Below are 25,167 nucleotides of genomic sequence, written 5' to 3'. Positions count from 1 at the left end.
TTATTTTGTTTTTAATAAATTAATATTCTTTTTAATATCTCCATCATTGCTTTTAAAAACCGTTGTACCAGATACAAGAATATTAGCACCAGCTTCAATTGCTATTTTACAATTATCAAAATTTATCCCACCGTCTATTTCAATATCAAAGTTAAGTTTTTCTATTTCTCTAATTTTTTTTAATTGTTTAATTTTTTCTAAAGCTTCTGGCATAAATTTTTGACCACCAAACCCAGGATTTACACTCATTATTAAAACTAAATCAATTTTATTTAATAGATTTTTTATTAAATCTATACTTGTTTCAGGATTGAGAGATACTCCTACCTTTTTTTTTAGATTTTTTATTTTATTTATTGAGTCTTCTAAATTATCAGTTGCTTCTGGATGCACAGTAATTATATCTGCACCCGCATTCGCATAATCATCTATGTATTTATGCACTGGAGAAATCATTAAATGAACATCGAATTTCAATGAACAATGTTTTCTAAGAGCTTTAATTACTGGAGGACCGATTGTTAAGTTTGGAACAAAGTGTCCATCCATAACATCCACATGAATCATATCAGCTCCACCTTCCTCAAGTCTTTTTATTTCAGTACCTAATTGGCTAAAATCAGCTGATAAAATTGATGGTGATATTTGTATATTTTTCATTGATATCTAGATTTACTAGTATCAATTTTTAAAATTTAATTGAATTAAAAAATTGATAAATCTGCCTAGAAATTTCACTCTCAAGAGGAAAAGACAACATCCCCATAACTGAATATCCCAAGATCCAAGGCATCAAATAAAATCTAATCATGAAAAAGAACCAAGCTACATAAAGTGGTACCAATGGTTGTATTATGAAAGATGGGGTAACAGGTTTAAAAATTTTTAATAGTGGATTTGTAAATTTTACAAAAGCTTTCATAAAGAAAAAATTTGAATCTTCCCTTTGAAAGATGTTCATTGCTACTCTTCCAACTAAAGTCCACATTATAATTCCAAGTATGTAGTCAATTATATAAACTAAAGGATGAAAGTTAGCAGACATTAAGGAATTTATATTTGATCTTAAAAATAAATAAAAGGGGCGAAATTAATCGCCCCTTAAAAAGATCATTTATTTTTGGCCGCCGATTACAGATGCACCCGAAGGTACCCTAGAATCATCAACCATTTTTTGTGTTGCAGCGCTAGGTGCTGAAGTCATTAAACTTACAACAACCATAGCTACTAAGCTAACAGTAGATCCGAAGATACCAAATGTTAACTGAGTAATGCCTAAGAATCCGCTTCCACCACTTCGTACCCAAATTAGATACGCAAAACCAGAAACTAATCCTAAGACCATACCAGCTATAGCACCTTCTTTATTAGCTCTCTTCCACCATACACCAAGTACAAGTGGCCAGAACAATCCAGACATCGCAAAGTCAAAAGCCCAGATTACTGAACCTAAGATACCTTGGATCTCCATTGCTGCAATAGTTGCTCCTGCAAAACCAATTACTACAAGTAATACCCTTGCAACAACTAGTCTCTTAGCAGTCTCAGCTTTAGGGTCTACCATTTTGTAGTAAACGTCATGCGAGATTGCATTTGCAATTGCAAGAATCAAACCATCTGCAGTTGACATCGCAGCTGCCAAACCTCCAGCAGCAACTAGACCTGAGATTACATATGGTAATCCAGCAATTTCTGGTGTTGCTAATACAACGGCTTTACCACCCATGAAGAACTCGTTTAATTCAACAGTTCCATTTCCGTTAAAGTCGCTTACAAACATCAGATTTGCTTGGTTCCAGTTTTGATACCAATCGATTGCTTGAACTTCTGCAATTGATTTACCAATAATACCTGTTGGTAAGTTTGGATCAATCAAAGCAAGTTTAGATAGTGTCGCTAACATTGGTGCAGAAGAATATAGTAGGAAGATAAAGAATACTGACCAACCTACTGATTTTCTAGCTGCTTTTACACTTGGAGTAGTAAAGAACCTCATCATTACGTGTGGTAATGAAGCTGTTCCCATCATCATTGCTAATGCTAATGAGATGAAAGCCCAAGGTGTTGCGTTAACTTCAGAGTGAGCCTTAGTAATACCAGCTAACCCTTTAGGTACTGTAGCTAAATCAGCAGCAGAGTTTTTAACAAAACCATACTGTTGTTCTAACTCACCAATTCTAGCAACTTCATCAGCTAACATGAAGTGTGGGAAGAAACCCGCACCAATGTTGTTACTGATCCAGAATACTGGAAGTAGGTAAGCTATAATTAGTACAATATATTGCGCAACCTGTGTCCAAGTTACCCCTCTCATACCACCAAGCATTGAACATAGTAAAATACTAACTAGTCCAACATATACTGCGTATTGGAATGGGATATCTAAAGCAACAGCTGCAATAGTACCTGTAGCGTTAATTTGAGCAGTCACATATGTGAATGATGCAACAGTTAAAACGATAACAGCCATCAATCTTGCAGTATTACCACCGTATCTAGTACCTACGAAATCTGGAACTGTGTAACAGCCAAATTTTCTTAAGTATGGTGCTAATAAAGTTGCAACCAACACATAACCACCTGTCCAACCTACAAGCAAAGCCATATATCCATAACCTTTGAAGTAAATACCACCTGCCATTGCAACGAATGAAGCACCTGACATCCAGTCGGCTGCTGTCGCCATTCCGTTGAACACAGTTGGAACCGTTCTTCCAGCTACGTAATAGTTACTTGCTTGGGCTGTTCGAGATAGCCAACCAATTGCTGCGTAGATGAAAATGGTAAAACCTACAAAGCAAATACCTATTGCTTTTGCAGACATACCCATCTGCTCACCAATCGCCATTAAGATTATGAAACCTATAAATCCACCTGTGTAGATTCCATAAACTTTAGGCAAGTTATCTATAAAATTACCCTTAATCATTAGTCGTCTCCTTTTTCACTGAAGCCGAACTCTTCATCAATTTTTTCTTGTCTACCTGCAAACCAGAAAATAAGGATTACAAATATTGCAAGAGAACCTTGACATGTGAACCAATAAGTTAATGGATACCCAAAAGGTCCAGTAACTGAGTTCATTTCAGCTCCAAAAAGGAATATACCCATTGAGAATACAGCCCAGATTGCTAATGTTACAAATAGCAAGCCTCTGGTCTTTTCCCAGTGTTGAGCGTTTTTCGCCATGTATACCTCTCTTTTTTAGTTATAACTGATAAAACCTTAACCATTATGAAAGAGAATAAAAGTGTAAAATTAGCCGTATTAGGTTAATTTTTTCAAATATTTTCAATAAAATTAACTTTTTATGGATAAAAAAAAATTAAGTTGGAAAGATTTATCTTTAAGTGACTTCAAAGTTTATTTTTTTTCTTTGTTTAAAGCTTTTATTCCTAAAACAAAAATTAAAACTTTAGATGAGTTAGAGGAGTTTATCCAAACAAAATCTGCCTGGGTATCTCAAGTTACACTTTATAGTTACTTAAAAACTAGAATGGGGACAAGATATGTTCTTCATTTTGATAATGATGAATTTATGAAGTCTGTCAATGAAGCTAAATGGAATATTTATTCTGTTGCTCTTCAAGATTTAACTTTCTTCACTTTTTCATATTTAAAAGTTCATTATAGTTTTAATGAACTAGACAAAGCTAAAGATATTTTTTTAAAAATTTTAGATGATGAAACTACAAATAATATGCCTTTGAATATCATCGAAGAAGCAAAAAAAGAATTTGATGAAAGACTAATTAAAATTGATTGGGAGAAGTATCACAATGACCGTCCTTTCAATCCAAGTGCTCTGGCAATGTATAAATGGGCACCGATAGCAGATGAATTAAAAACTCTTGATCGAAAAATAGTTTTAAATTCTGTTATTTTAAAATGGGATGTTATTAAAAAAGAATTTAAAGATAGAATACAGTTTTAAATATTTTTTCTGTTCTCAACCAAACTATCTACAACACTTGGATCGGCCAATGTAGTTGTGTCTCCTAATTGACCATGTTCATTTGCAGCAATTTTTCTTAAGATTCTTCTCATAATTTTTCCAGATCTTGTTTTTGGAAGTCCTGGAGTGAAATGAATTAAGTCAGGTGTAGCAAGCGGACCAATTTGTTTTCTAACCCAAAGTTTTAGATCTCTTTCAAGTTCACCAGTTTCTCTTTCACCAGCATTTAATGTTACATAACAATATAATCCATTACCTTTAATATCGTGTGGGTAACCTACAACTGCTGCCTCTGCTACCTTTGGATGAGCCACAAATGCACTTTCAATTTCAGCAGTACCCAAGTTGTGTCCTGATACAATAATTACATCATCTACCCGACCTGTAATCCAATAATATCCATCCTTGTCTCTTCGACATCCGTCACCCGTAAAATATTTACCTTCAAACTGAGAAAAATAGGTATCTATGAATCTTTGATGATCCCCATATACTGTTCTCATTTGTCCAGGCCATGATTGCGCTATACAAAGCCTTCCTTCTCCAGGTCCTTTTATCTCTTTTCCGGATTTATCAACTAACATAGGCTTTATTCCATAAAATGGTTTTGTTGCAGAGCCAGGTTTTAGGGGAATAGCACCTGTTTGAGGAGCAATTAATATACCTCCTGTTTCTGTCTGCCACCATGTATCTACGATTGGGCACTTAGAATTTCCAACTGTTTTGTAATACCACATCCAAGCTTCAGGATTTATTGGTTCACCAACAGTTCCAAGTAATTTTAAAGATTTTCTAGATGTTTTTTTGACAGGCTTATCACCTTCCCTCATTAGAGCTCTGATTGCAGTAGGTGCAGTATAAAACGTATTTACTTTGTATTTATCTACTATCTGCCACCATCTAGAACTATCAGGATAGTTTGGTATTCCTTCAAACATTATAGTCGTTGCACCGTTCGAAAGAGGACCATAGATAATATAACTGTGACCTGTTACCCAACCAATATCTGCAGTACACCAATAAATATCTTTTGGTTTGTAATTAAAAATATATTGATGAGTCATAGATGCATACACCATGTATCCACCTGTTGTGTGTAAAACTCCCTTTGGTTTTCCAGTTGAACCTGATGTGTATAAAATAAATAAAGGATCTTCTGCGTTCATTTCTTCAGGCTCACACTGAGAAGGAACGTCTTTAATTAGATCATGATACCAAACGTCTCTATCATAATTCCAACTAATTGAATTACCCGTACGTTTAACAACAATACATTTTTTTACATTGGGACAACTCTCTAATGCTTCATCAGTTGTTTCTTTTAAAGGAATAGTTTTTCCACCTCTAACACCTTCATCAGCTGTAATTATGTATTCAGACTCACAATCATTCACTCTTCCAGAAATAGAGTCAGCTGAAAAACCTCCAAAAATAATTGAGTGGACTGCACCAATTCTAACACATGCTAACATTAAAATAGCAAGCTCTGGTATCATTGTAAGATAAATTGTAACCCGATCCCCCTTTTTAATGCCTAATTTTTTTAAACCATTTGCTGCTTTAGAAACTTTTTGATGAAGCTGTTTGTAAGTAATTTTTTGACTATCTTTTGGATCATCACCAACCCATATTATTGCTGTTTTATCTTTTTTATCTTTTAGATGTCTATCGATACAGTTTGCAGATGCATTCAGTGTTCCATCTTCAAACCATTTAATTTTTACTTCTTTAGAACTGTATTTAACATCTTTAATTTTTTTATAAGGTTTAATCCAAGTAATTCTTTTTCCTTCTTTTTTCCAAAATTCATCGTTATTTTTTATGGATTGAGAATATTTTTGCTCGTATTTACTTTTGTTGGCCAAACTACTTTTGATCCACTCAGGTTTAGTTTTTATAATTAATTCAGGAGCAGGTTTTTCACTTTGTTTTAAAATTTTTTTTGATTTTTTTCTTTTAACTTTAGTTTTTTTCTTAACTGCAGTTTTCTTTCTTACTTTAGTTTTTTTTTTAGATTTAACTTTTTTCTTTTTTTTTGGCATGGATTATTTTTTTTTTAAATTTTACTCATGTTATTTATAATTTTCCAGCTTTTATCATCAATTGGCATTACTGAAAGTCTACTTTGTTTAATAAGCGCTAAATCGCTTAAATCCTTATTTTTTTTGATATTTTCAAGGGTTACTGGTTTAGAGAACTTACTTTTAAATTGGACTGTTACTGCAACAAATCTTCCAGTCTTATCAGTTTTATCTAAATAGTGTTCTTTAATTACTTTTACTATCCCAACCACTTCTTTGCCAATATTAGAGTGATAAAAAAAACATAGATCACCCTTCTTCATACTTTTTAAATTGTTTGCTGCTTGATAATTTCTAACACCATCCCAAGGTGCACCTTTTTTGCCAGCCTTAATTTGTTGCTCAATGGACCAAACATCTGGCTCAGATTTTAATAACCAATAATTCATCATAATTGTACTCCCGCACCTTTTAAAAATGCAGCTTTTTCATCTAAAGGCCATCTAGGTTTTGCTGGGTAATCTAAAGTATTAAATTCATTTAATTTATATTTTTCCAAACCTACCATTGCAATCATAGCAGCATTGTCCCCACAAAGTTCTATTGGTGGAAATATACTTTTATAATTTTTAGCCTCACATAAATTAATTAACATTGATCTAATTTTTTTGTTAGCAGCAACACCACCAGCAACTACAAAAACTTTTTCTTTTAATTTATTTTCTTTTTCAAATTCTTCAAATGCAATCTTTGTTTTTTTATTAAGAATTTCTTCAACAGTTTTCTGAAAAGAGGCTGCCAAGTCAAATTTTTCTTGATCTGTTTTTATAGATTTTGCAATTTTTAAAATTGCGGTTTTTAATCCTGCAAAAGATAAATTACATCCACCTTTATTAAAAATTGGTTTAGGCAAATCATATTTTTCAGGATCTCCTTTTTTTGCCAAAACTTCGATTTGTGGTCCACCAGGAAATTCAATTCCTAAAAGTTTAGCTGTTTTATCAAATGCTTCACCTAATGCGTCATCAATAGTTGTTCCTAATCTTTTATATTTTCCAAGACCTCGAACACTCAAATATTGTGAGTGACCTCCTGAAATTAATAATAATAGATAGGGATAATTTAAATGGGAATTTAACTTAGGACTTAATGCATGACCCTCAAGATGGTTAACTGCTATAAAAGGTTTATTAATTGCGCTTGCAAAAGCTTTTCCAAAACTTAAACCAACTGACAAACAAACAATTAAACCTGGCCCAGCAGTTGAAGCAACAGCATCAATTTCTTCAATTTTTTTTCCACTATCTGAAATTGCTTTTTTAACAATCCAATCTATTTTTTCTATATGTGATCTTGCGGCTAGTTCGGGAACTACTCCCCCAAATTCTTTGTGAACATCAACCTGACTAGAAACAATATTGGATAAAACTGTTGGAATTCCTTTGTCATTTTCAGTTATTATAGATGCTGCCGTTTCATCACAGCTAGTTTCTATTCCAAGAATTAAGGGTTTTTTACTCATTCAAATAGTTTTTAATAATTGTACAATCTCAATACAAGTAAGAAATAAATTTTTAATGAATAGACAAATTATAATAGGCTCAAGAGGAAGTAAATTGGCTTTGCTATATGCGCAAAAAGCTAAAGATAAAATTATTGAAGCTTTAGATTTACAAGATGATCAGATTGTCATTCAAACAATAACCACAAAAGGTGATCAAATCCAGGATCGAAGATTATCAGAGGTCGGTGGTAAGGGTTTATTTTCTAGTACGATTGAAAAAGAACTGAAAGAAAAAAAAATTGATATAGCGGTGCATGCATTAAAAGATATGCCAGCAATTGAAACTGAAGGACTTAGAACAAATTCATTTTTAGAAAGGACAGATCCAAGAGAAATTTTAATAACAAATGACAAGAAAAATATTAAGGAATTAAAACATAATGCAATAGTAGGAACCTCATCTTATAGAAGGGAATTTCAAATTAAAAAAATAAGATCAGATGTTAACTGTAAATTAATAAGAGGAAATGTAGATACTAGAATCAAAAAGCTAAAGGAAGGTATTTATGATGCAATAGTTTTGTCTTATGCAGGTATAAAATATTTAAATTTAGATAATGAAATTTCTGAAATTTTTTCGACTGATCAAATTATTCCAAGTGCAGGCCAAGGTATTATTGCTTTACAGTCTAGAGAGGATGATGAAGAAATTGTAAAAGTTTTAGAAAAAATAAATCACAAAGATACTTATATGAGAGCTCATATAGAGAGAAACATTTTAAAGGTATTGGAAGGTGATTGCGAAACTGCAATAGGTGCTCATTCAATTATAGAAGGGGATAGAATTACAGTTGAAGCTGAATTATTCTCATTAGACGGTTCCCAAATATTTTATGAAAAAAAATCTGGTAATATTGATATGTTTAAAGAAATTGGAACAGAAGTTGGTAACACTTTAAAAATTAAATCAAATAATTCATATAAAAAGTAAAATGCATATTTTGTTAACTAGACCCATAGAAGATTGTTCAGAAATGATAGTTAAGTTTCAATCTTTAGATCATAAAGTATCTCACCTACCATTAATTAATGTTCAAAAAGTTCAACATGAAGAAATTAACTCTGGTGATTATGGTGGTTTAATTTTTACAAGTTCTAATGCTGTAAAAAATTTAAATATAGAAAATTTAAATAAAAAATTAATTTGTTTTTGTGTTGGTAGTGCTACAGAAAAAAAAGCTAGAAGTTTGGGATTTCAAAATACAATTGCAGCAGAAGGAAATGTTTCAAATCTTAAAGAACTAATTCTACAAAATTATGAATTAAAAGAAACTCCACTTCTTTATGTGAGTGGTGAGATAATAACAACTGATTTAGACCAACAATTATTAAAAGAAGGGTATGCTGTTAAACGTATTATTAATTATAAAGTAAATCATACTGAAAATTTTGATGAAAATTTTGTTAATGAATTAAAGCAGAATATGCCAGATATTGTTTATGTTTATTCTCAAAACAGTGCCTCTAGTTTCTTAAATTTTATAAAAATCTATCAAACAGAAAACTTTTGGATGAATACAAACTTGATGTGTATAGGTGAAAAAACCTCGTCAATATTGAATGAAATCAAATGGAAAAAGATATTTCTTTTTAATCCTGGAGAAGAAGAGTTTTTGTTATATAAAATTTAGGTATGGAATTAATAAATAATTTTTCTGAAATATTTTTATCTGTTTGGAATAAAGGAATACTTGGTGTTGATATTTTTCAAATTTTAATTGGAATAGGGATATTCTTACTTTTTTTAGTCTTTAGAGGGTTAATTAGTAAATTAATTATAAAAAAATTAGAAATTATCTCAAAAAGAACAACAAACAAATTAGATGATACTTTTGTTCAGTCATTAATTGGTCCAGCTAGATTTTTACCAATTGTTTTAGGTTTCTTTATTGCGAGTTACTACATGACTTTTTCAACAGAGGGTAGAGAAGTAGTTGATACAATTAATAGAACGTTAATTACGATATTAATTTTTTGGGTTATTCACCAAATTATAGAACCCATTTCATATATCTTAAGTGGACTAGATAAACTTTTAACTAGAGAACTTATTGGTTGGATAATTAAATCACTTAAGATTTTAATATTTATTTTAGGATTAGCTGCAGTACTAGAATTATGGGGTATTAAGATAGGACCAATTATTGCTGGTCTTGGTTTGTTTGGGGTTGCTGTTGCGCTTGGAGCACAAGATTTATTTAAAAATTTAATTTCTGGAATTTTAGTATTAGTTGAAAAAAGATTTAAAATTGGAGATTGGATTGCAGTAGATGGGATTATTGAAGGCACAGTTGAAAAAATTGGTTTTAGATCAACAACAATAAGAAAGTTTGATAAATCTCTAGCGATTATTCCTAATTTTCAATTTGCAGAAAATGCTGTGGTTAATGTTAGCGAAACATCTAATTGGAGAATTAGATGGATAATCACGTTGCAGTACGACTCTACGATTGATCAATTAAAAAAAATAAGAGAGGAAATTGAAAGTTATATAAACAACAGTGAAGACTTTAATCAATCAACTGGGGTTGCGGTTAGAATTGAGAAGTTTTCTGATAGTTCAATAGATTTATTGGTGAGATGTTTTACGAATTCAAATAGTTGGAGTAATTCTCTAGAAGTTAAAGAGAGATTAGCAATTGAAATTAAGCAGATTGTAGAAAAAAATAATGCCTCTTTTGCTTTTCCAAGTCAGTCAATTTATGTTGAGAAAAAATGATAGCAATTTTTTATTTAGTTTTACAAATTTTGAAACTGTATTCTTATGTTGTAATAGCAAATGTAGTTATAAGCTGGTTGATAGCATTTAATGTTTTAAATACTCAAAATAGATTTGTTTACTCAATTTTAGAGCTTACTTATAAATTAACTGAGCCAATACTTAATAAAATTAGACGTTTTTTACCCAATTTAGGATCACTAGATATTTCACCAATCATTCTTCTTCTATTGATTTGGTTTATTGAAATGTGTATGAAGCTCTACATTGCACCAATAATATTTTAGAAATAAAATGATTTTAATTGACGGAAAAAAAGCTGCAGCTGAATTAAGAGAAGAATTAAAACAAGAAGTATCAGGACTTAAATCTAAATATAATAAAGTCCCAGGTTTAACCGTGATATTAATTGGAGATCTTACTCCAAGCCAAATTTATGTTCGTAATAAAGAAAAATCAGCAAATGAAGTAGGGTTAAAATCAGAAGTAATTAAATATCCTGATAGTGTTGAAGAAAAAACTGTTTTAGAAAAAATTGAAGAACTAAATAAAGATGAAACAGTTTCGGGTATTTTAGTTCAATTACCATTACCAAAACATATAGATAAGCAAAAAGTAATTGAAGCCATTGATCCTTCTAAAGATGTAGATGGTTTTCATCCAATGAATGTAGGAAATCTTTCATCGGGTTATGAAAGCTCAGTTCCCTGTACACCTCTTGGCTGTTACTTGTTAATTAAAAAAATTGAACCAAATTTAAGTGGAAAAAAAGCAGTTGTAGTTGGTAGATCAAATTTAAATGGAAAACCAATGACCCAACTACTCTTGAAAGAAAATTGTACTGTAACAATTACTCATTCAAAAACTAAAGATCTAAAAGCTGAATGTTTAGAAGCTGATATAATTGTTGCAGCAGTTGGAATACCTGAGCTTGTAAAAGGAGATTGGGTAAAGAAAGATGCAATAGTAATTGATGTTGGTATCAATAAAACTGATAAAGGTATTGTTGGAGATGTTGATTTCGAAGATGTTTCAAAAAATGCAAAAGCTTTAACCCCAGTTCCAGGCGGTGTGGGACCAATGACTATCGCTTGTTTATTAAAAAACACAATTGAGTGTTTTAAAAGATCACAAAAATAAAGACTTTTTATATAAGTTTAATTGTCTCAAGGATATTTAAACTGATTGAATTACTGTTGTATTTGATAAGCTATTTCTGATGAAAAAACCTAAATACGAATACAGAATTGCAATAATAATGATCTTATTAACTGCTGTTCCAATTGGAGCCACTCAATTGGGTTGGTATTTATATAACAAACAAGTTGGTTTTGATTTTGGAATGATTGCTGGAGTTTTTTCTGTTATCTTAGCCGGATATTTGATGTATGAAAAAGGTTGGAGAGATGAGGATGAGGATTAATTAATGGAAAAAATTATTTTTTTTGCTTTAGCAGTGCCAATTTTAGGATTTGTTTTTTACTTAGGTGGTTCTGCAATTATGAAGGGTTTTAAGGCTAAAGTTGATAATCGACCAAATAAACCTGAGGACACAGAATCACATTCAGAAACAGTAATTAGACCTTCAAATAGTAACGATCTAAGTTCTGAAATTTCTAAATTAAATGAGTTGTATAAAAATGGAGCTCTTACTCAAGAAGAGTTTGAAAAAGCTAAAAGTAAATTACTGAATAATTAAATTTAGACATGTTTAAGATTATTCCCAATAAAAAAAATATTGGGGCTGAGATTATTGGTAACGTTAAAAAAATTTCTAAAAAAGATTTTAAAATTTTTTTAAAAGCACTTGAGCTTTATGGTATGATTTTTTTTAGAAGACAAAAACTAAATTCTTCACATTATATAGCGTTTGCTAAACATTTTGGGAAATTAGCAAATTATCCAAGACTAAAAGGATTAAGTAAGAAATATAAGCAAATTACTGTCGTTCAAAGGAAAGCAACAGATAAGGGACCTAGTTTTGGAGAACAGTTTCACACAGACTCAATTTACACAAAAAAACCACCTAGATTTACAATGCTTTATTCTAAACTAGTTCCTAAAAAGGGTAGAGCAAATACTGAATTTTCTTCTCAATACTTAGCTTATGATTATTTGCCTAAATCAATAAAAAATAAATTACTCAAAGTGAAGGGAAGGTACTCTTCTGAAGGACCAATTTCAGTTACTACAAGAGAAAGAGTAAAAGAGAAGGGTAGAAAGATTGAAGAATTGAAATCTATTCATAAAATTATAAAAAAGATAAACTCTAAAAATACGATTTATTGCAGCCCCGGACATCTTGTAGGATTTTCTCCAAATTTAAAAAATTCTGAAAAAGTTAAAAAACAATTATTTAAGCACCAAGTTAAAAAAAAGTTTCAATACTCATTAGAATGGGAAAAAGACCAGTTAGCTATTTGGGACAATAGATCCATGCTCCACCAAGCTACCCCTTTTAAAGGTAATAGAATTATGCACAGAATAACTATATTGTAGTTATAATAATTCGTTTAAGGATTTTACCTCTCCAATATTAAATGTAATTGCATCTTCTCTTTTAAATCCATAATTTTCTGCATTATCTTTAAATCGAATTGGTGGTTCCATAATTGGCTCTAAAGATAAAACAAAAGTCCCCCAATGCATTCCTAATACTTTTTTGCTTTTAAGATCTTTTGCTACATTTAAAGCTTCTTCTGGGGTTGTATGGTAAATAGTTTTATCGAACATTGGTTTAAAATTATATGCTCCAATGTTGATCATAGTAAGATCAATCGGACCATATTTTTCTCCTAGTTCTTTATAGATATTTCCATAACCAGTATCACAAGCAAATAAAATTTTTCTATTTTTATATTCAATTAAAAAATTCCCCCACAAAGTTTTATTTGTGTCTGTTAGACTTCTTTTTGACCAATGAACTGCTGGTAGTAAGGTTATTTTTAAATCACTATTTATATTTTTGTAATCATACCAATCCATTTCATTTACATCTTCATAATTCTTAAAATATTTTCCAAGGTTAAGTGGAACTAATACTTTCGCATCCTTGTATGGAAAATTTCTGATAGTTGACATGTCTTGATGATCATAATGGTTATGAGTTAATAAAAATAAATCTATTTTTGGAATTTCCTTAAGATCTAATGCAGGTTTAGTAAATCTCTTTGGTCCAAATATTAACGGACCTGCATTTTTTGAAAAAACAGGATCAGTAATAATTGTTGTATTACCTAATTTAATTAAATAAGTAGCGTGCCCAATCCAGGCAACGTAATCATCATTTTTGTATTTTTCTAAATCAGATTTAACTTTTTCTTTTTCGACAATATGCTCATTTGGAAAATTAAGACTAATTTTTTTTCTTAGTTTACTGAAAGTTCTATAAGAAAATTTCCCTGATCTAGATATTACAACAGGTGAACCCTTAGGATTTCGAAAAGTTCCATTTGACAAATGATGATAAGGTTTTTCTTTCATTACATTAATTATTTTTTTCCATTAGCCACAAATCATCCCCAGCTAAAAAATAAATTTTCCCATTAATTGGGTGAACTTGTATGTCTCTAATTCTTCCAATTTTATCCTTAAAAATAATTTCCTCTTGGATTTCAGATGTGTTTGAAAATATTAATTTTCTTAAAGATTTATCTTTAAGAGAAGTAATTAATGCGTGACCATTCCATTCCTCAAACTCTTTACCTTTATAAATTGTAATAGCACTTGCAGCAATTGATGGAACCCAATATTGAATGGCTTTTGTAAATCCTGGTTTCCATTTTGGACCAATTTTAGTTCCAGAGTAATTTGTTCCTCCCCACCCTAAAATTTTCCAACCATAATTTTCTCCTTTTTTCGCTTCTCCAAACCAATCACCACCTCTTGCACCATGATTGCTCATGTAAATTTTTCCATCAAATTCTGAAAAAGTTAAACCCTGAGGATTTCTAACTCCAATCTGGTATATCTCTGGAAGCCAATCTGGCTTATTCTCAAACTTAGGGTTATCTTTTGGAATAGTTCCATCTAAATTTATTCTAATAATACTTCCTGGATGTTGAGTTGGATCTTGAGCAATCATATTCATGCCCCTTTCACCCGCAGAAGCAAATAAATAATTTTCCTTGATAGCAAGTCTTGATCCAAAATGATATCCAGACTCAATAGGTGGTTCAGCTTGAAATATATTTTTAAAATTTAAAGAATTCTTATTTAAATATGCTTTTGCAATTGAGGTACTGGTTTTCCAGTCTCCTCTATTTTCTGAATATGAAATCCATAATTTTTTATCTTTATGAATAATATCTAAAAGACCACCTTGACCATGAACAAAATAGTTTAAATTATGTTCAACTTCAGAAATATTTTTTGAAACAATGTTTATTATTTTAATTTTGCCACCTTTTTCTGTAACAATTAATTCTTCATTATTAATGAAACTTGAACCCCATGGTTCACTAAAAGACCCTAATTTTTCAAAATTATAATTTTTAGAATTTGCTGTTGCAGAAATAAAAATAAAAAAAAATATAAAAATAAATTTTTTCACTTTATGAAAGTTTAGATCTACCACCATCTACAGCTATAACTTGACCAGTGATCCAAGAACTATCTTCTCTAAGTAAAAATTTAGCAAGTGATGCTGAATCTTTTCCTTCCCCTAATCTTTTTAATGGATGAGCTTTTGCAATACCTTCTGCTAAAGCAGCATTTTTTAACATTGGTTCAGCAATTTTAGATTTTGTTAAGCTTGGTGCCACACAATTTACTCTTATGTTTGGAGCAAATTCTGCAGCTAAAGAAACAGTCAGACCTTCAACAGCTGCCTTTGCTGACGCTATAATTGCATGATTGGTGAAACCTCTTTGTGCGGCAACAGTTGAAAACATTACAATTGAACCTTTATTTTTTTTTAAAGTTTCTTGATATCCCTTGATAGCTTCAACAGCAGAATAAAGATTAAGTTTCATACATTTTTGAAAATCTTGTTCATTAATCATTCTAAGTGGCTTTAAGTCTATGGATCCTACACAGTAGGCCAATCCTTTAATTTCAGAAATATCTGATTTAACTTTTTCTATAAATCCATCCTCCAAAACATCCGCAACAGTATGTGAGCACCCAAGTTTTTCTACAATTGGAGCAAGTTCACTTTTATTTCTTGCAACTAAATGAATATCATTTCCTGAATTTTTTAATTGTTCTGCTAAACTAGATCCAATCGAACCAGTTGCACCAAAAATAAGATATTTTTCTGACATAAAAATTTTTATTAGTTATATTTAAATATGAAGTTATTTTTTATACTTGGCAATCAATTATTTCCAACAAAATACATTGACCGCTTCAAAAAAGACCATCTATTTTTTATGGCCGAAGACAAGGGTTTATGCACCTATGAAAAGCATCATAAACAAAAAATTTTATTATTTTTATCATCAATGCGATCTTATGCTGATGAGTTAAAGAAAAATAAATTTAAATTAGACTATGTCAAAATTGAAGACAAAGAGTTTCATGATGATTATTTAAAAAAGTTAAAAAAAATTATTACTCAAAAAAAAATAAAAGAAATTTCTAGTTTCGAAGTAGAGGATAAATTTTTTGAAAAAAAAATTTCTCAATTTCTAAAAAAAGAAAAAATTAATTGGCATGTAATTCAAACACCAATGTTTTTAAATTCTAGAGAAGATTTTAAAAATTATTTATCAAAATCAAAAAAACCATTTATGGCAACTTTCTATAAGGATGTTAGAAAAAAATCTGGAATATTGATGGGGTCAGATGGTAATCCAATCGGAGGTAAATGGAGTTTTGATGAAGATAACAGAAATAAATTACCAAAAGATACATCAATTCCTAAATTTCCAAAAATTAATGAAACTAGTCACACAAAAAAATTGAAGCCTATTATTGAGAAGGAATTTAAAAACCATCCAGGGAGTACAGATAATTTTTGGTTTGCTACTGAATATTACGATGTAGTTAAACTTTTAAACTTTTTTATAAAAGAAAAATCTAATCTATTTGGTGATTATGAGGATGCTGTTGATCAAAAAGATAATATTCTTTTTCATAGCGCTTTAAGTCCTTATATAAATTTAGGCATAATAACACCTGAATTTGTAATCCAAAAAATTTTAGATTTTCATAAAAAAAATAAAATTAGAATGAATTCCTTAGAGGGTTATGTTCGTCAGGTAATTGGATGGAGAGAATTTATGCGTGGAATTTACCAGTCCTACTCGCATGAAATGGAAACAGGAAATTTTTTTAAACAGAATAGAAAAATGAAAAGTTCATGGTATGAGGGTACTACTGGTCTTCCACCATTAGATTATGCGATTAAAAATGCAGTCAATCATGGTTGGTCACATCACATTGAAAGATTAATGATCTTATCCAATATCATGAACCTTTGTGAGATAAAGCCCACAATTGTTTACAAGTGGTTTATGGAGATGTTTGTAGACTCATCAGATTGGGTAATGGTTCCCAATGTTTATGGAATGGGATTGTTTAGTGATGGAGGGATTTTCGCCACTAAACCTTATATTTGTGGATCTGCATATTTTATGAAAATGATGGACTTTAAGAAAGGTGATTGGTGTAATACCATGGATGGTCTTTATTGGAGATTCATAGATCGAAACAGAAAATTTTTTTTAAAAAATCCTCGTCTTTCAATGATGGTCCGTATCTTTGATAAAATGAAAACTGATAGAAAAAAATTAATTTTATCTGAAGCAGATAAATTTATTAAACAAAATACAAACTAAACTTTATGTATATTGCCATTACTGGTTTAAAGCCAAAAAATTTTTTTTCAAAATTAAGATTTTGGTTATTAGCAATCCCATCTTTTAGGGCAGCACAAAAAGCTGAAGGAAACATATTTTGTGAAACGAAGCCATTTAACGGATACCAGCATACTTTAACAGCTTGGAAAGATAGAAAGCTGATGGTTAAATATTTAAATGGAACTGAGCACTCAAAAGCAATGAGAAATTTTAGAGCAATTGCAACAGGTTCTACATATGGTTATGAAAGTGATCATATTCCAAATTGGGATGAAGCTTTAGATCTTTGGAATAAAAATTTTAAAGAATATTAAATGAAAAAACAAAATTTACCTTCAAAAATATGTCCTGTATGTAAAAGACCATTTGCGTGGCGAAAAAAATGGAAACTTAATTGGGATAGAGTAAAATATTGTTCCAAAAAGTGTTCTAAGCTAAGTTAATCATAATGAATATAATTGTACTACAACATATTAAAATAGAGGATCCAGGCTACATTAAAGATTTAATGCTATCTGATGGATTTAATTTAACCACAATAGAGTTAGACGAAGGTGAAAAAATACCAGAGGATCTTAGTAAATTTGATGGAATGTTTTGTATGGGAGGACCAATGGATACCTATATGGAAAAAGAATATCCATGGTTAATTGAAGAAAAGAAAAAAATTAAAGAATTTGTTGTAGATTTGAGAAAACCATATTTAGGTTTTTGCTTGGGCTGCCAATTATTAGGAGAGGTAGTGGGTGGTAAAGTTGTTAAATCAAATCCTGCAGAAATTGGTATTATGGATATTGATTTTTCTAAAGAAAAAGAAAACGATAATTTGTTTTCACAATTTCCTGATAAAATAAAAAGTTTACAATGGCATTCCTATGAGGTTCAGGGAATTGAAAATAATAATGATATAACTTTATTGGCTTCCTCACCGATTACTAAATATCAAATATTTAAATATCAAAACCACGCTTATGGAATTCAATTTCATATAGAAATAAAAGATACAACAGTCAATGAATGGGGATGTGTTCCTGAATATAAGAAAGCTTTAGAGGATCAGCTTGGGAGTGATGCTTTAAAAAAGTTTGATCAATCAGCAAAAGATAATATGAATGACATGAACAATTATTCTACAATCCTTTATAATAATTTCAAAAAACTTCTATGATTTGCATAAAGACTGAAATACCTAATGAGCTAAACGATATAGATGATGAACTTAAAGCAATCTACCACAGCAAAGATACAGTCTGTTTTTACATTTTTAAAACAAGAGAGTTAAGAAATGAATTTTTAGAAAAAACAAAGGGTTTGAACAAAAGTGAGCGTGAAGAGATATATAAAAATTATGAATAATAAAATTTTTGAATGGGCAGGGGTTATTACAGCAATATTATATTCTTTATTTGTGGCCTTAAATATAGGAATAGAATTTTTTGGATTTTGTTTATTGCTTTTGTCAGCTATCTTAATTGGAATTTGGGCTTATAGAGGTGGCCACAAAGGAATTCTTTTACTTCAATTCTTCTATGCGACTGCTGGAATTATAGGTATGATTCGATGGTTTTAGCTCAAGGTTGAAACAATTTTAGGAATATAATTTTTAAAATTAAAAAAACCTTTATTACAATATTGCCAAGCTAACTGATCAAGGCTCCTGTATAAAAAATTCACATTTATATCATTCGAGTTTAAGTAGTCTAAATTTTCACCTACTGTTGGATACAAACCATAACAATTTTCAATGTTTGTCACTTCACTTATATCAATTAACTGAAAATCAATAGATTGATTTTTTAATCTTTGTCCTTGGTCTTCTATTAACTGAGATTTAAATTTCACTAATTTTTCACTGAGTTTAATAGATCTATTTTCATTTTTGTTAGAAACTAAGTAAATTTTCTTAAAGTTTTTTTCTTTAAAGTCAGTGATTTCAAATGAGAGATTATTATCAAAAATTAAAAGATTTTTTTCTTCAATATTTTGTGGGTTAGTAAAATCTTGTTTTATTATTTGATAAGATTTTTCTGAAATTTTCGGAGGAGCATTTTCGTTCAATTTTATGTTTTGGAATCTATTGTTAGTGAATTTTTTAATATTCCATTCACTAGCAAGATAGTGTTTGCCTTGAGTTTGAACACCTGCAACCCATCGCCATCCTAGAGTATTTGATGCAGCGTCTCCATCATAAAGATGTTTCATGAAAAATTCTGCACCTAATTGCCAAGGTAATTCTAAAGTAAAAATCCAAATACTAGCAAACCACATTCTTGTGTGATTATGCAAATAATTGTTTTCTTTTAGCTCGTTAACCCACTCATTGAAGCATTCAATATCTGTTTTTCCCTCAATTGCTGAGAGATAATTTTTATTATTTTGAAGTTCATTTTTTATTTGATTTAATTCAATAAGATAATCTGCCCAAACATTTGGTCTTAGCTCTAGCCAACCTTTCCAATAAGTTCTCCATAAAACTTCTTGAACAAATTTTTCATTTTTTGAAAAAGAAAATTTGCTTAGAGTTTTCTGGATGACTTCTTTTTCGTTTATAATTCCGTGTGTTATGTATGGAGATAAGCATGATATATTAGATCTTTTTTCAGGACCAAAATCAAAATTTCTTAATTTAGAATAATCTGCAAGACCGTTATCGATAAAATTATTTAATTGATTTAAGGCCTTAGCCCTTGAAGCTTCAAACATCATTTTAAATTATTTTGATTTTTTTTTCTTGAGACCCAATTTATCACTATGTCTCAATCTTAAGACAACAATTGCTCCAGCAATTAATAAAATCGCGACCGCTTCATAAACAAGTGCAGTAGGATCCATTTCTTTTCCTTGTAAAATAATAAATCGTGCAAGAGCAGTAATCGCAATAAGCAGTGGAAGAGTAATACTAATTGATTGTTGGTTCCAAAAAACTCTAACCATCGCCAGGACCTCTAGATAAAGAAACATTAATAGAAGATCAGCTAATGTTACAGATTGATTTAAGAACATATTTTTCATCTCAATTCCAACTGCAATAACTGTGCTGATTAAGATAATAACCATCAAAGCTAGTTGTAAGTTTTTTGCTATCTTGTCCATTATTTATCTTTACTAAATGGAAGCCATTTTTCAAAAACTGATTTTGACGGCCCATCATAAGGAATTGAATAAGAACTTGGATTAGGACTAGTTAATACTTCAATACCTTTTGAAAAAACAAATATAAATACTATCACAAAAACAATTACCATAATCTTAAATGGGTCAAAATTTTTAGTTTCAAATACACTGCTAGATCTTTCCTCTGCTTTATGAAATTGTTTAAAAGTCATATACACAGCAAAAATTAATCCTACATGCGCCACATAAAGACCTGCCCAACCAAATGCAAATGTTGTGTATGAGAATACATATAAACTGAAAACCGTAGTCCAAATAAAACTTAGAACTAAAAGAATTTGTAATCTTACAGTTTTTGGAAGAGCTCGAAGGTCGTTTTTACTGTCGTCAAATAAAATATTTGCAGCATCTTTCATCCAATTTTTTAATGAATCCATAATTTCACGATACAGTTTTAAGAAGTTTTAACAAATGTTAAATTGACCTAAATTTAATTAAGAACGTAGTTTTTTCTTATGAAAATTAATAAATCTTTCAACATTAGATTTATTAAATGTTTTGTTTTCTTCAAAGGAAACTTTTTTCATAGAGTAGGCAGAACTATTTGTTATTCGAGACTCGATTATTACATTTCCTTTATAAAGTTTAAGTTTTACTGAGCCATTAACTTTGTTTCTTTTAAGGTCTACAATTTTTTGAAGTTTAAATCTTTCTTTTGAATACCAATAACCATTATAGATAAGTTCAGCATATCTTGGCATAATCTGATCTTTTTTATGCATTGTTTCTTTATCTAAAGTTACGGATTCGATTGCTCTATGTGCATGAATTAATAAAGTTCCACCTGGTGTTTCGTATACCCCTCGAGATTTTATTCCAATAAATCTATTTTCAACTAAATCAACTCTTCCTATTCCATTTTTTCCAGCAACATTGTTCAGCTTTTCTAATAGTTTAGAAGGAGACATTTTTTTTCCATTAATTGCAAAGGGATCTCCATTTTTAAAATTGATGGTAATAAATGAAGGTTTGTTTGGAGCTCTTTCAGGAGAAACTGTTCTTTGGTAAATAAATTCAGGCGCAGAATTTTTCGGATTTTCTAACACTTTTCCTTCAGTTGATGTATGAAATAAATTATCATCTACTGAAAAAGGTGGAGCGCCTTTTTTATCTTTTGGTATTGGTATCCCATGTTTTTTCGCATAGTTAATTAAATCAGTTCTTGATTTTAATTTCCAAATTCTCCATGGAGCAATAATTTTTATTTTTGGTCCAAAGTAATGATAGCCTAATTCAAATCTTACTTGGTCATTTCCTTTTCCTGTAGCACCATGTGAAACTGCATTAGCTTTAAATTTTTTAGCAACTCTTATTTGGTCTTTGGCAATCAATGGTCTAGCAATAGAAGTCCCCAAAAGATACACGCCTTCATAAATTGCATGTCCTCTAATCATTGGATAAACGTAATCTTTTACAAAAACATCTTTTAAATCTTGGATAATAATATTTTTGACACCAAATTTTTTCGCATTCTTAAAAATTTTTTTTCTATCAATTTCTTGACCAACATCAGCAGTGTAACAAATTACTTCAGCGTTATAATTTTCTTGAAGCCATTTTAAAATTATGGATGTATCTAAACCGCCTGAGTAGGCAAGTACAATTTTATTTTTTGATTTCATTTAATTATTAATTATGTGCAAGCTTTTTTTGATGCATTGTACGCTTTGGTAAATCCAAGCAAAGAATAATGATCAATTGTTTGGGATCCATTTTGATTGTATCCAGTAATCATTATTCTTGATCCCTTCTTCATTCTACTAATCATTTTTACTTCAATTTTGTTATCAGCAATCCATGCAAATCCTTGTTGCATTATATCAAACTTAAATTTGTTCTTTCCAGATGCTGCAATAACAGAATTCTTGTTATTAAATTCATATCCAGGAGTAACACTTACTTCATTTGAAATATTTTCTTCTGGTCTAAAAGTTACAAATAATTTTGCATCTCTTTTGTTTGATTTTGGTGCTTGAAGTACAGGTACTGATTGAGCAAAACATACTTTGCCATCAGGTTCATATGCCACCATTGCCTCCCAATCTTTGTATTTACCAATTTTTTTTACTTCCTGAGCAAATAGATGATTTGAACTTAAGATAAGTATAGTTGATAAAATTAATATTTTTTTAATTAAGGACATGGGTTTGGATAAATTGTTTGAACTTGATTGATTTCTTCAATGACATCATTAGATAAATTAACATTTACACTTTCTATATCTGATTTCAACTGCTCCATTGTAGTTGCACCTATAATTACACTTGTCATAAATTCTTGAATTTCACAGAATTTAATAGACATTTGAGTCATATTTAAATTGTGTTTCTGACAGATTTTAAAATAAAGTTCTACTGCAGCCTCTGTGTTAGGTTTTCTATATCTTGTCCAAAAATCAAAGTCTCTTTCCATTCTTGATCCTTTAGGAAAATTTTTATTTCTGTACTTTCCCGTTAAGTATCCACTTGCTAGTGGCGAATATGCAAGGCATCCAATTTTTTCTCTAATAGAAACCTCGGCTAATCCCACTTCATAAGATCTATTTAGTAAGCTGTATGGATTTTGAATAGACATCATTCTTGGCAAATTTTTATCTTTTGATAGCTGTAAATAATTTAACGCTCCCCAAGGAGTTTCGTTTGAAAGACCAACGTATCTTATTTTCCCAGCTTTAATATATTTATCTAATTCCCCAAGAACATCTTCAAATTTATTCCATTCATTTTCTTTATGAACATAACCAAGTCTTCCAAAATTATTTACATTTCTTTCTGGCCAATGCAGTTGATATAAATCAATATAATCTGTTTTAAGTCTTTTGAGACTATTGTTCAAAGCCGACTCTAAGTTTGGACCTGTAAAACTATTTTCTCCATTTCTTAAATAATCTCTTGCTGGACCAGCAACTTTTGTAGCTAAAATAACTTCTTTTCTTTTTTTTGTTTTTTCAAACCAATTACCAATTATTTCTTCAGTGTCTCCATAAGTTTCTTTACGAGGAGGAACTGCATACAATTCAGCTGTGTCCCAAAAATTTACTCCATTGCTTAAAGCAAAGTCCATTTGTTTAAATGCTTCATCTTGAGTATTTTGTTCTCCCCAAGTCATTGTACCGAGACAAATTGTACTTACATCAAGATCGGTATTTCCCAATTTTTTGTAATTCATTAATGTTTTATGTTAACTTTTTATTAATCTTTTAAGGTGTCTTGAATAATCATTAAAAGACTATTATATGTAGCATATTATGGAATTTGATAAAAACGGAATATTGAACAGAGCAAAAGCAGCGCAACAAACTGCAGCTGTAATGGATGAAGGCTTAAGAGCCTACATGTTAAAAGTTTACAATTATATGGCAACAGGTGTGTTGTTAACAGGGATCATTGCATTAATAACATTTAAGATGTCAGTCGTGACTGATCAATCAGGAGCAATTGTTGGATTAACACAAATGGGGAATGCAATTTATTTGTCAGGACTTAAATGGTTAGTAATGTTGGCTCCTTTGGGTATCGTTTTTTACATGAGTTTTGGAATTAATAAGATGAGTGCTTCAAAAGCTCAAACAACATTTTGGGTGTTTGCAGCTTTAATGGGACTTTCATTGTCTTCAATCTTATTAGTTTATACTGGCTTAAGTGTTACTAGAGTGTTCTTCATAACTTCAGCAACTTTTGGAGCGATGAGTATTTATGGTTATACAACTAAAAGAGATTTAACTAAGTTTGGATCATTTTTAATGATGGGATTGATTGGTATAATTATTGCATCAATCGTTAATATTTTCCTAAAGTCTTCAATGATGTACTTTGTAATTTCAATTTTAGGTGTTTTAATTTTCGTAGGTTTAACTGCTTATGATACTCAAAAAATTAAAAACATGTATGTTGCAAGTGACTCTGGTGAAATCGTTGGAAAAAAAGCAGTAATGGGTGCTTTAACATTATACTTAGACTTTATTAATCTATTTATAATGTTGTTAAGACTTTTTGGTCAAAGACGATAATTTATTTTTGAAGTTTCTTCCAATTAGTATTTTTAAGTAAAGACTTAAGTTCGTAAGAATTTTTTAAAATCTTACCGCTTGTATCTGTGATTAAATATTTTAAATTTTTATTTTTTGGCTTAAAATTTTTACAGATTTTGTATAGTGCATTTTCTGCTGTATTCCTAAATACACTAAAGCTAACTTGTTTGCTTGAAATGTTGAGACCATAATCTTTCCAAGAACCTTCAGAAACCATCTTAGCATAGAGATCTAAAATTATTTTAAGCTCATCTTTTTCAAAAAATTGTTTTTCCTCTATTTTGTTATGTGGATTGTTTACAACTAATCTTAAGTTATTACGCATCAATTTTATGTTTATTTATTAAAGGTACCTGAAATCCAGTAAACACTATTGTTATTGGAAGCATTCCCCATACTTTAAAATTGACCCAAAATTCTTCAGTTTGTGTTCTCCAAACAAGTTCATTTAATAATGCAAGACCAAAGAAAAAAAACATCCATCTTCGATTTAAAATTTCCCATCCGATATCTGACAAAGGTATTGATTTACCCATAACTTTTTTAAGCACTGGTTCTTTCGTAAAGTATTTTCCAAAATATAAAGCCAAAGCAAACATGATATTTATTATTGTTGGTTTTACATAAATAAATATTGGATCATTAAAGTAGATAGTGAGACCTCCAAAAAAAGTAATTAAAATTCCACTTAACAAAGGCATCGGTGGTATTTTTTTTTCAAAAAACCAAACAACAGCTAATGCAATAATAGTTGCAACTATTAAGGGAGGAATTGCTACTGATAAATTTTTCCCACTATTGTAATAATAGAAAAAAAATATTGCTAGAGGTCCAAAATCAGTAACAAATTTTAAAAAAGATTTATTCACTTAAAAGATATTAACATATTTGCCACATCACA

At 30.2% G+C, this 25,167-nt stretch carries 34 protein-coding genes; 16 read left to right on the top strand and 18 right to left on the bottom strand.

The genetic code is table 11. The annotated features are described in order from the left end of the window. From rpe to ACTTAO_RS03285, 4 genes are all read right to left on the bottom strand, one after another. Window positions 1-660 (bottom strand): ribulose-phosphate 3-epimerase, encoded by a 660-nt coding sequence (rpe, locus tag ACTTAO_RS03300; protein ID WP_440690871.1) that lies wholly within the window; start codon window positions 658-660, stop codon window positions 1-3. 28 nt (window positions 661-688) lie between these two features. Beyond that, window positions 689-1,045, bottom strand: a complete 357-nt coding sequence (locus tag ACTTAO_RS03295) for a hypothetical protein (protein ID WP_440690870.1) — start codon at window positions 1,043-1,045, stop codon at window positions 689-691. Between the two features lie 69 nt (window positions 1,046-1,114). After that, on the bottom strand, window positions 1,115-2,929 hold the full coding sequence (locus tag ACTTAO_RS03290; RefSeq protein WP_440690869.1) for a sodium:solute symporter family protein: 1,815 nt from the start codon (window positions 2,927-2,929) through the stop codon (window positions 1,115-1,117). Continuing rightward, window positions 2,929-3,189: a DUF4212 domain-containing protein gene (locus ACTTAO_RS03285; protein WP_440633151.1), complete on the bottom strand. Its 261-nt coding sequence runs from the start codon at window positions 3,187-3,189 to the stop codon at window positions 2,929-2,931. The genes ACTTAO_RS03290 and ACTTAO_RS03285 overlap by 1 nt, the downstream gene beginning before the upstream one ends. A 121-nt stretch (window positions 3,190-3,310) precedes the next feature. Here ACTTAO_RS03285 and ACTTAO_RS03280 point away from each other — a divergent pair, with 121 nt between their 5' ends. After that, window positions 3,311-3,934, top strand: coding sequence for an esterase (locus ACTTAO_RS03280; RefSeq protein WP_440690868.1), 624 nt, complete (start codon window positions 3,311-3,313; stop codon window positions 3,932-3,934). Here the strand turns inward: ACTTAO_RS03280 and acs are convergent. From acs to tsaD, 3 genes are read right to left on the bottom strand one after another with little or no spacing between them, the layout of a single operon-like run. Beyond that, complete coding sequence (gene acs / locus ACTTAO_RS03275) at window positions 3,931-5,997, bottom strand: acetate--CoA ligase (protein WP_440690867.1); 2,067 nt, start codon at window positions 5,995-5,997, stop codon at window positions 3,931-3,933. The genes ACTTAO_RS03280 and acs overlap by 4 nt on opposite strands. Window positions 5,998-6,011: 14 nt before the next feature. Further along, entirely contained in the window at window positions 6,012-6,425 is a 414-nt protein-coding gene (locus tag ACTTAO_RS03270; protein WP_440678791.1) for an EVE domain-containing protein, read from the bottom strand. Then, window positions 6,425-7,498, bottom strand: coding sequence for a tRNA (adenosine(37)-N6)-threonylcarbamoyltransferase complex transferase subunit TsaD (gene tsaD, locus ACTTAO_RS03265; RefSeq protein ID WP_440690866.1), 1,074 nt, complete (start codon window positions 7,496-7,498; stop codon window positions 6,425-6,427). The genes ACTTAO_RS03270 and tsaD overlap by 1 nt, the downstream gene beginning before the upstream one ends. 55 nt (window positions 7,499-7,553) lie before the next feature. On the opposite strand from tsaD, the gene hemC reads away from it, so the two are divergent. From hemC to ACTTAO_RS03225, 8 genes are all read left to right on the top strand, one after another. Beyond that, entirely contained in the window at window positions 7,554-8,471 is a 918-nt protein-coding gene (hemC, locus tag ACTTAO_RS03260; protein ID WP_440690865.1) for a hydroxymethylbilane synthase, read from the top strand. A gap of 1 nt (window position 8,472) precedes the next feature. Next, window positions 8,473-9,171 carry a uroporphyrinogen-III synthase gene (locus ACTTAO_RS03255; protein WP_440690864.1) on the top strand — a complete coding sequence of 233 codons (699 nt, stop codon included), beginning with the start codon at window positions 8,473-8,475 and terminating at the stop codon, window positions 9,169-9,171. A gap of 2 nt (window positions 9,172-9,173) precedes the next feature. Next, window positions 9,174-10,259: a mechanosensitive ion channel family protein gene (locus ACTTAO_RS03250; protein WP_440635370.1), complete on the top strand. Its 1,086-nt coding sequence runs from the start codon at window positions 9,174-9,176 to the stop codon at window positions 10,257-10,259. After that, the gene (locus ACTTAO_RS03245) at window positions 10,256-10,546 is read left to right on the top strand and encodes a YggT family protein (RefSeq protein WP_262589968.1); all 291 of its coding nucleotides are present in this window, start codon (window positions 10,256-10,258) and stop codon (window positions 10,544-10,546) included. The genes ACTTAO_RS03250 and ACTTAO_RS03245 overlap by 4 nt, the downstream gene beginning before the upstream one ends. A gap of 7 nt (window positions 10,547-10,553) precedes the next feature. Next, window positions 10,554-11,399 (top strand): bifunctional methylenetetrahydrofolate dehydrogenase/methenyltetrahydrofolate cyclohydrolase FolD, encoded by an 846-nt coding sequence (folD, locus tag ACTTAO_RS03240; RefSeq protein WP_440635371.1) that lies wholly within the window; start codon window positions 10,554-10,556, stop codon window positions 11,397-11,399. Window positions 11,400-11,478: 79 nt separating this feature from the next. After that, window positions 11,479-11,682, top strand: coding sequence for a hypothetical protein (locus tag ACTTAO_RS03235; protein ID WP_262589965.1), 204 nt, complete (start codon window positions 11,479-11,481; stop codon window positions 11,680-11,682). Between the two features lie 3 nt (window positions 11,683-11,685). Beyond that, window positions 11,686-11,958: an SHOCT domain-containing protein gene (locus tag ACTTAO_RS03230; protein ID WP_440619134.1), complete on the top strand. Its 273-nt coding sequence runs from the start codon at window positions 11,686-11,688 to the stop codon at window positions 11,956-11,958. A gap of 8 nt (window positions 11,959-11,966) precedes the next feature. After that, the gene (locus tag ACTTAO_RS03225) at window positions 11,967-12,758 is read left to right on the top strand and encodes a TauD/TfdA dioxygenase family protein (protein WP_440690863.1); all 792 of its coding nucleotides are present in this window, start codon (window positions 11,967-11,969) and stop codon (window positions 12,756-12,758) included. Here ACTTAO_RS03225 and ACTTAO_RS03220 read toward each other — a convergent pair whose 3' ends face one another. From ACTTAO_RS03220 to ACTTAO_RS03210, 3 genes are read right to left on the bottom strand one after another with little or no spacing between them, the layout of a single operon-like run. Beyond that, the gene (locus ACTTAO_RS03220) at window positions 12,759-13,742 is read right to left on the bottom strand and encodes an MBL fold metallo-hydrolase (protein WP_440690862.1); all 984 of its coding nucleotides are present in this window, start codon (window positions 13,740-13,742) and stop codon (window positions 12,759-12,761) included. A gap of 4 nt (window positions 13,743-13,746) precedes the next feature. Continuing rightward, window positions 13,747-14,838: a PQQ-dependent sugar dehydrogenase gene (locus tag ACTTAO_RS03215; RefSeq protein ID WP_440690861.1), complete on the bottom strand. Its 1,092-nt coding sequence runs from the start codon at window positions 14,836-14,838 to the stop codon at window positions 13,747-13,749. Next, on the bottom strand, window positions 14,813-15,523 hold the full coding sequence (locus tag ACTTAO_RS03210; protein WP_440690860.1) for an SDR family NAD(P)-dependent oxidoreductase: 711 nt from the start codon (window positions 15,521-15,523) through the stop codon (window positions 14,813-14,815). The genes ACTTAO_RS03215 and ACTTAO_RS03210 overlap by 26 nt, the downstream gene beginning before the upstream one ends. Before the next feature lie 27 nt (window positions 15,524-15,550). Here ACTTAO_RS03210 and ACTTAO_RS03205 point away from each other — a divergent pair, with 27 nt between their 5' ends. The 6 genes from ACTTAO_RS03205 to ACTTAO_RS03180 are packed head-to-tail and all read left to right on the top strand — an operon-like array spanning window position 15,551 to window position 18,632. Further along, window positions 15,551-17,041: a cryptochrome/photolyase family protein gene (locus tag ACTTAO_RS03205; protein WP_440690859.1), complete on the top strand. Its 1,491-nt coding sequence runs from the start codon at window positions 15,551-15,553 to the stop codon at window positions 17,039-17,041. Between the two features lie 5 nt (window positions 17,042-17,046). After that, window positions 17,047-17,376, top strand: a complete 330-nt coding sequence (locus tag ACTTAO_RS03200; protein ID WP_262589956.1) for a hypothetical protein — start codon at window positions 17,047-17,049, stop codon at window positions 17,374-17,376. Beyond that, complete coding sequence (locus tag ACTTAO_RS03195; RefSeq protein ID WP_440690858.1) at window positions 17,377-17,505, top strand: DUF2256 domain-containing protein; 129 nt, start codon at window positions 17,377-17,379, stop codon at window positions 17,503-17,505. Between the two features lie 5 nt (window positions 17,506-17,510). Next, window positions 17,511-18,230 carry a type 1 glutamine amidotransferase gene (locus ACTTAO_RS03190; RefSeq protein WP_440672520.1) on the top strand — a complete coding sequence of 240 codons (720 nt, stop codon included), beginning with the start codon at window positions 17,511-17,513 and terminating at the stop codon, window positions 18,228-18,230. Beyond that, window positions 18,227-18,418, top strand: a complete 192-nt coding sequence (locus ACTTAO_RS03185; RefSeq protein WP_440690857.1) for a hypothetical protein — start codon at window positions 18,227-18,229, stop codon at window positions 18,416-18,418. The genes ACTTAO_RS03190 and ACTTAO_RS03185 overlap by 4 nt, the downstream gene beginning before the upstream one ends. Next, on the top strand, window positions 18,411-18,632 hold the full coding sequence (locus ACTTAO_RS03180; protein ID WP_428078984.1) for a hypothetical protein: 222 nt from the start codon (window positions 18,411-18,413) through the stop codon (window positions 18,630-18,632). The genes ACTTAO_RS03185 and ACTTAO_RS03180 overlap by 8 nt, the downstream gene beginning before the upstream one ends. Here the strand turns inward: ACTTAO_RS03180 and ACTTAO_RS03175 are convergent. From ACTTAO_RS03175 to ACTTAO_RS03150, 6 genes are read right to left on the bottom strand one after another with little or no spacing between them, the layout of a single operon-like run. Then, on the bottom strand, window positions 18,629-19,768 hold the full coding sequence (locus ACTTAO_RS03175; protein WP_440690856.1) for an FAD-binding domain-containing protein: 1,140 nt from the start codon (window positions 19,766-19,768) through the stop codon (window positions 18,629-18,631). The genes ACTTAO_RS03180 and ACTTAO_RS03175 overlap by 4 nt on opposite strands. Window positions 19,769-19,774: 6 nt before the next feature. Further along, window positions 19,775-20,155 carry a phosphate-starvation-inducible PsiE family protein gene (locus ACTTAO_RS03170; protein ID WP_075504930.1) on the bottom strand — a complete coding sequence of 127 codons (381 nt, stop codon included), beginning with the start codon at window positions 20,153-20,155 and terminating at the stop codon, window positions 19,775-19,777. Continuing rightward, window positions 20,155-20,613 carry a hypothetical protein gene (locus tag ACTTAO_RS03165; protein ID WP_262589950.1) on the bottom strand — a complete coding sequence of 153 codons (459 nt, stop codon included), beginning with the start codon at window positions 20,611-20,613 and terminating at the stop codon, window positions 20,155-20,157. Before ACTTAO_RS03165 ends, ACTTAO_RS03170 begins: the two co-directional genes overlap by 1 nt. A gap of 57 nt (window positions 20,614-20,670) precedes the next feature. Next, complete coding sequence (locus ACTTAO_RS03160) at window positions 20,671-21,858, bottom strand: argininosuccinate synthase (protein WP_440690855.1); 1,188 nt, start codon at window positions 21,856-21,858, stop codon at window positions 20,671-20,673. 11 nt (window positions 21,859-21,869) lie between these two features. Continuing rightward, window positions 21,870-22,379: an invasion associated locus B family protein gene (locus ACTTAO_RS03155; RefSeq protein WP_440672524.1), complete on the bottom strand. Its 510-nt coding sequence runs from the start codon at window positions 22,377-22,379 to the stop codon at window positions 21,870-21,872. Beyond that, complete coding sequence (locus tag ACTTAO_RS03150; RefSeq protein ID WP_440690854.1) at window positions 22,370-23,404, bottom strand: aldo/keto reductase; 1,035 nt, start codon at window positions 23,402-23,404, stop codon at window positions 22,370-22,372. The genes ACTTAO_RS03155 and ACTTAO_RS03150 overlap by 10 nt, the downstream gene beginning before the upstream one ends. Before the next feature lie 79 nt (window positions 23,405-23,483). On the opposite strand from ACTTAO_RS03150, the gene ACTTAO_RS03145 reads away from it, so the two are divergent. Then, on the top strand, window positions 23,484-24,245 hold the full coding sequence (locus tag ACTTAO_RS03145) for a Bax inhibitor-1/YccA family protein (RefSeq protein ID WP_262589945.1): 762 nt from the start codon (window positions 23,484-23,486) through the stop codon (window positions 24,243-24,245). Between the two features lies 1 nt (window position 24,246). Here the strand turns inward: ACTTAO_RS03145 and ACTTAO_RS03140 are convergent, their stop codons facing one another. Continuing rightward, window positions 24,247-24,591: a DUF2794 domain-containing protein gene (locus tag ACTTAO_RS03140; protein WP_440690853.1), complete on the bottom strand. Its 345-nt coding sequence runs from the start codon at window positions 24,589-24,591 to the stop codon at window positions 24,247-24,249. Next, window positions 24,584-25,135, bottom strand: a complete 552-nt coding sequence (locus ACTTAO_RS03135) for a septation protein A (protein ID WP_440690852.1) — start codon at window positions 25,133-25,135, stop codon at window positions 24,584-24,586. Before ACTTAO_RS03135 ends, ACTTAO_RS03140 begins: the two co-directional genes overlap by 8 nt. Window positions 25,136-25,167: the final 32 nt, after the last annotated feature.

It is taken from the genome of Candidatus Pelagibacter sp. HIMB1782, from assembly GCF_052047475.1.
Taxonomy (GTDB): domain Bacteria; phylum Pseudomonadota; class Alphaproteobacteria; order Pelagibacterales; family Pelagibacteraceae; genus Pelagibacter.
This window is presented reverse-complemented; position numbering and strand designations above follow the sequence as displayed.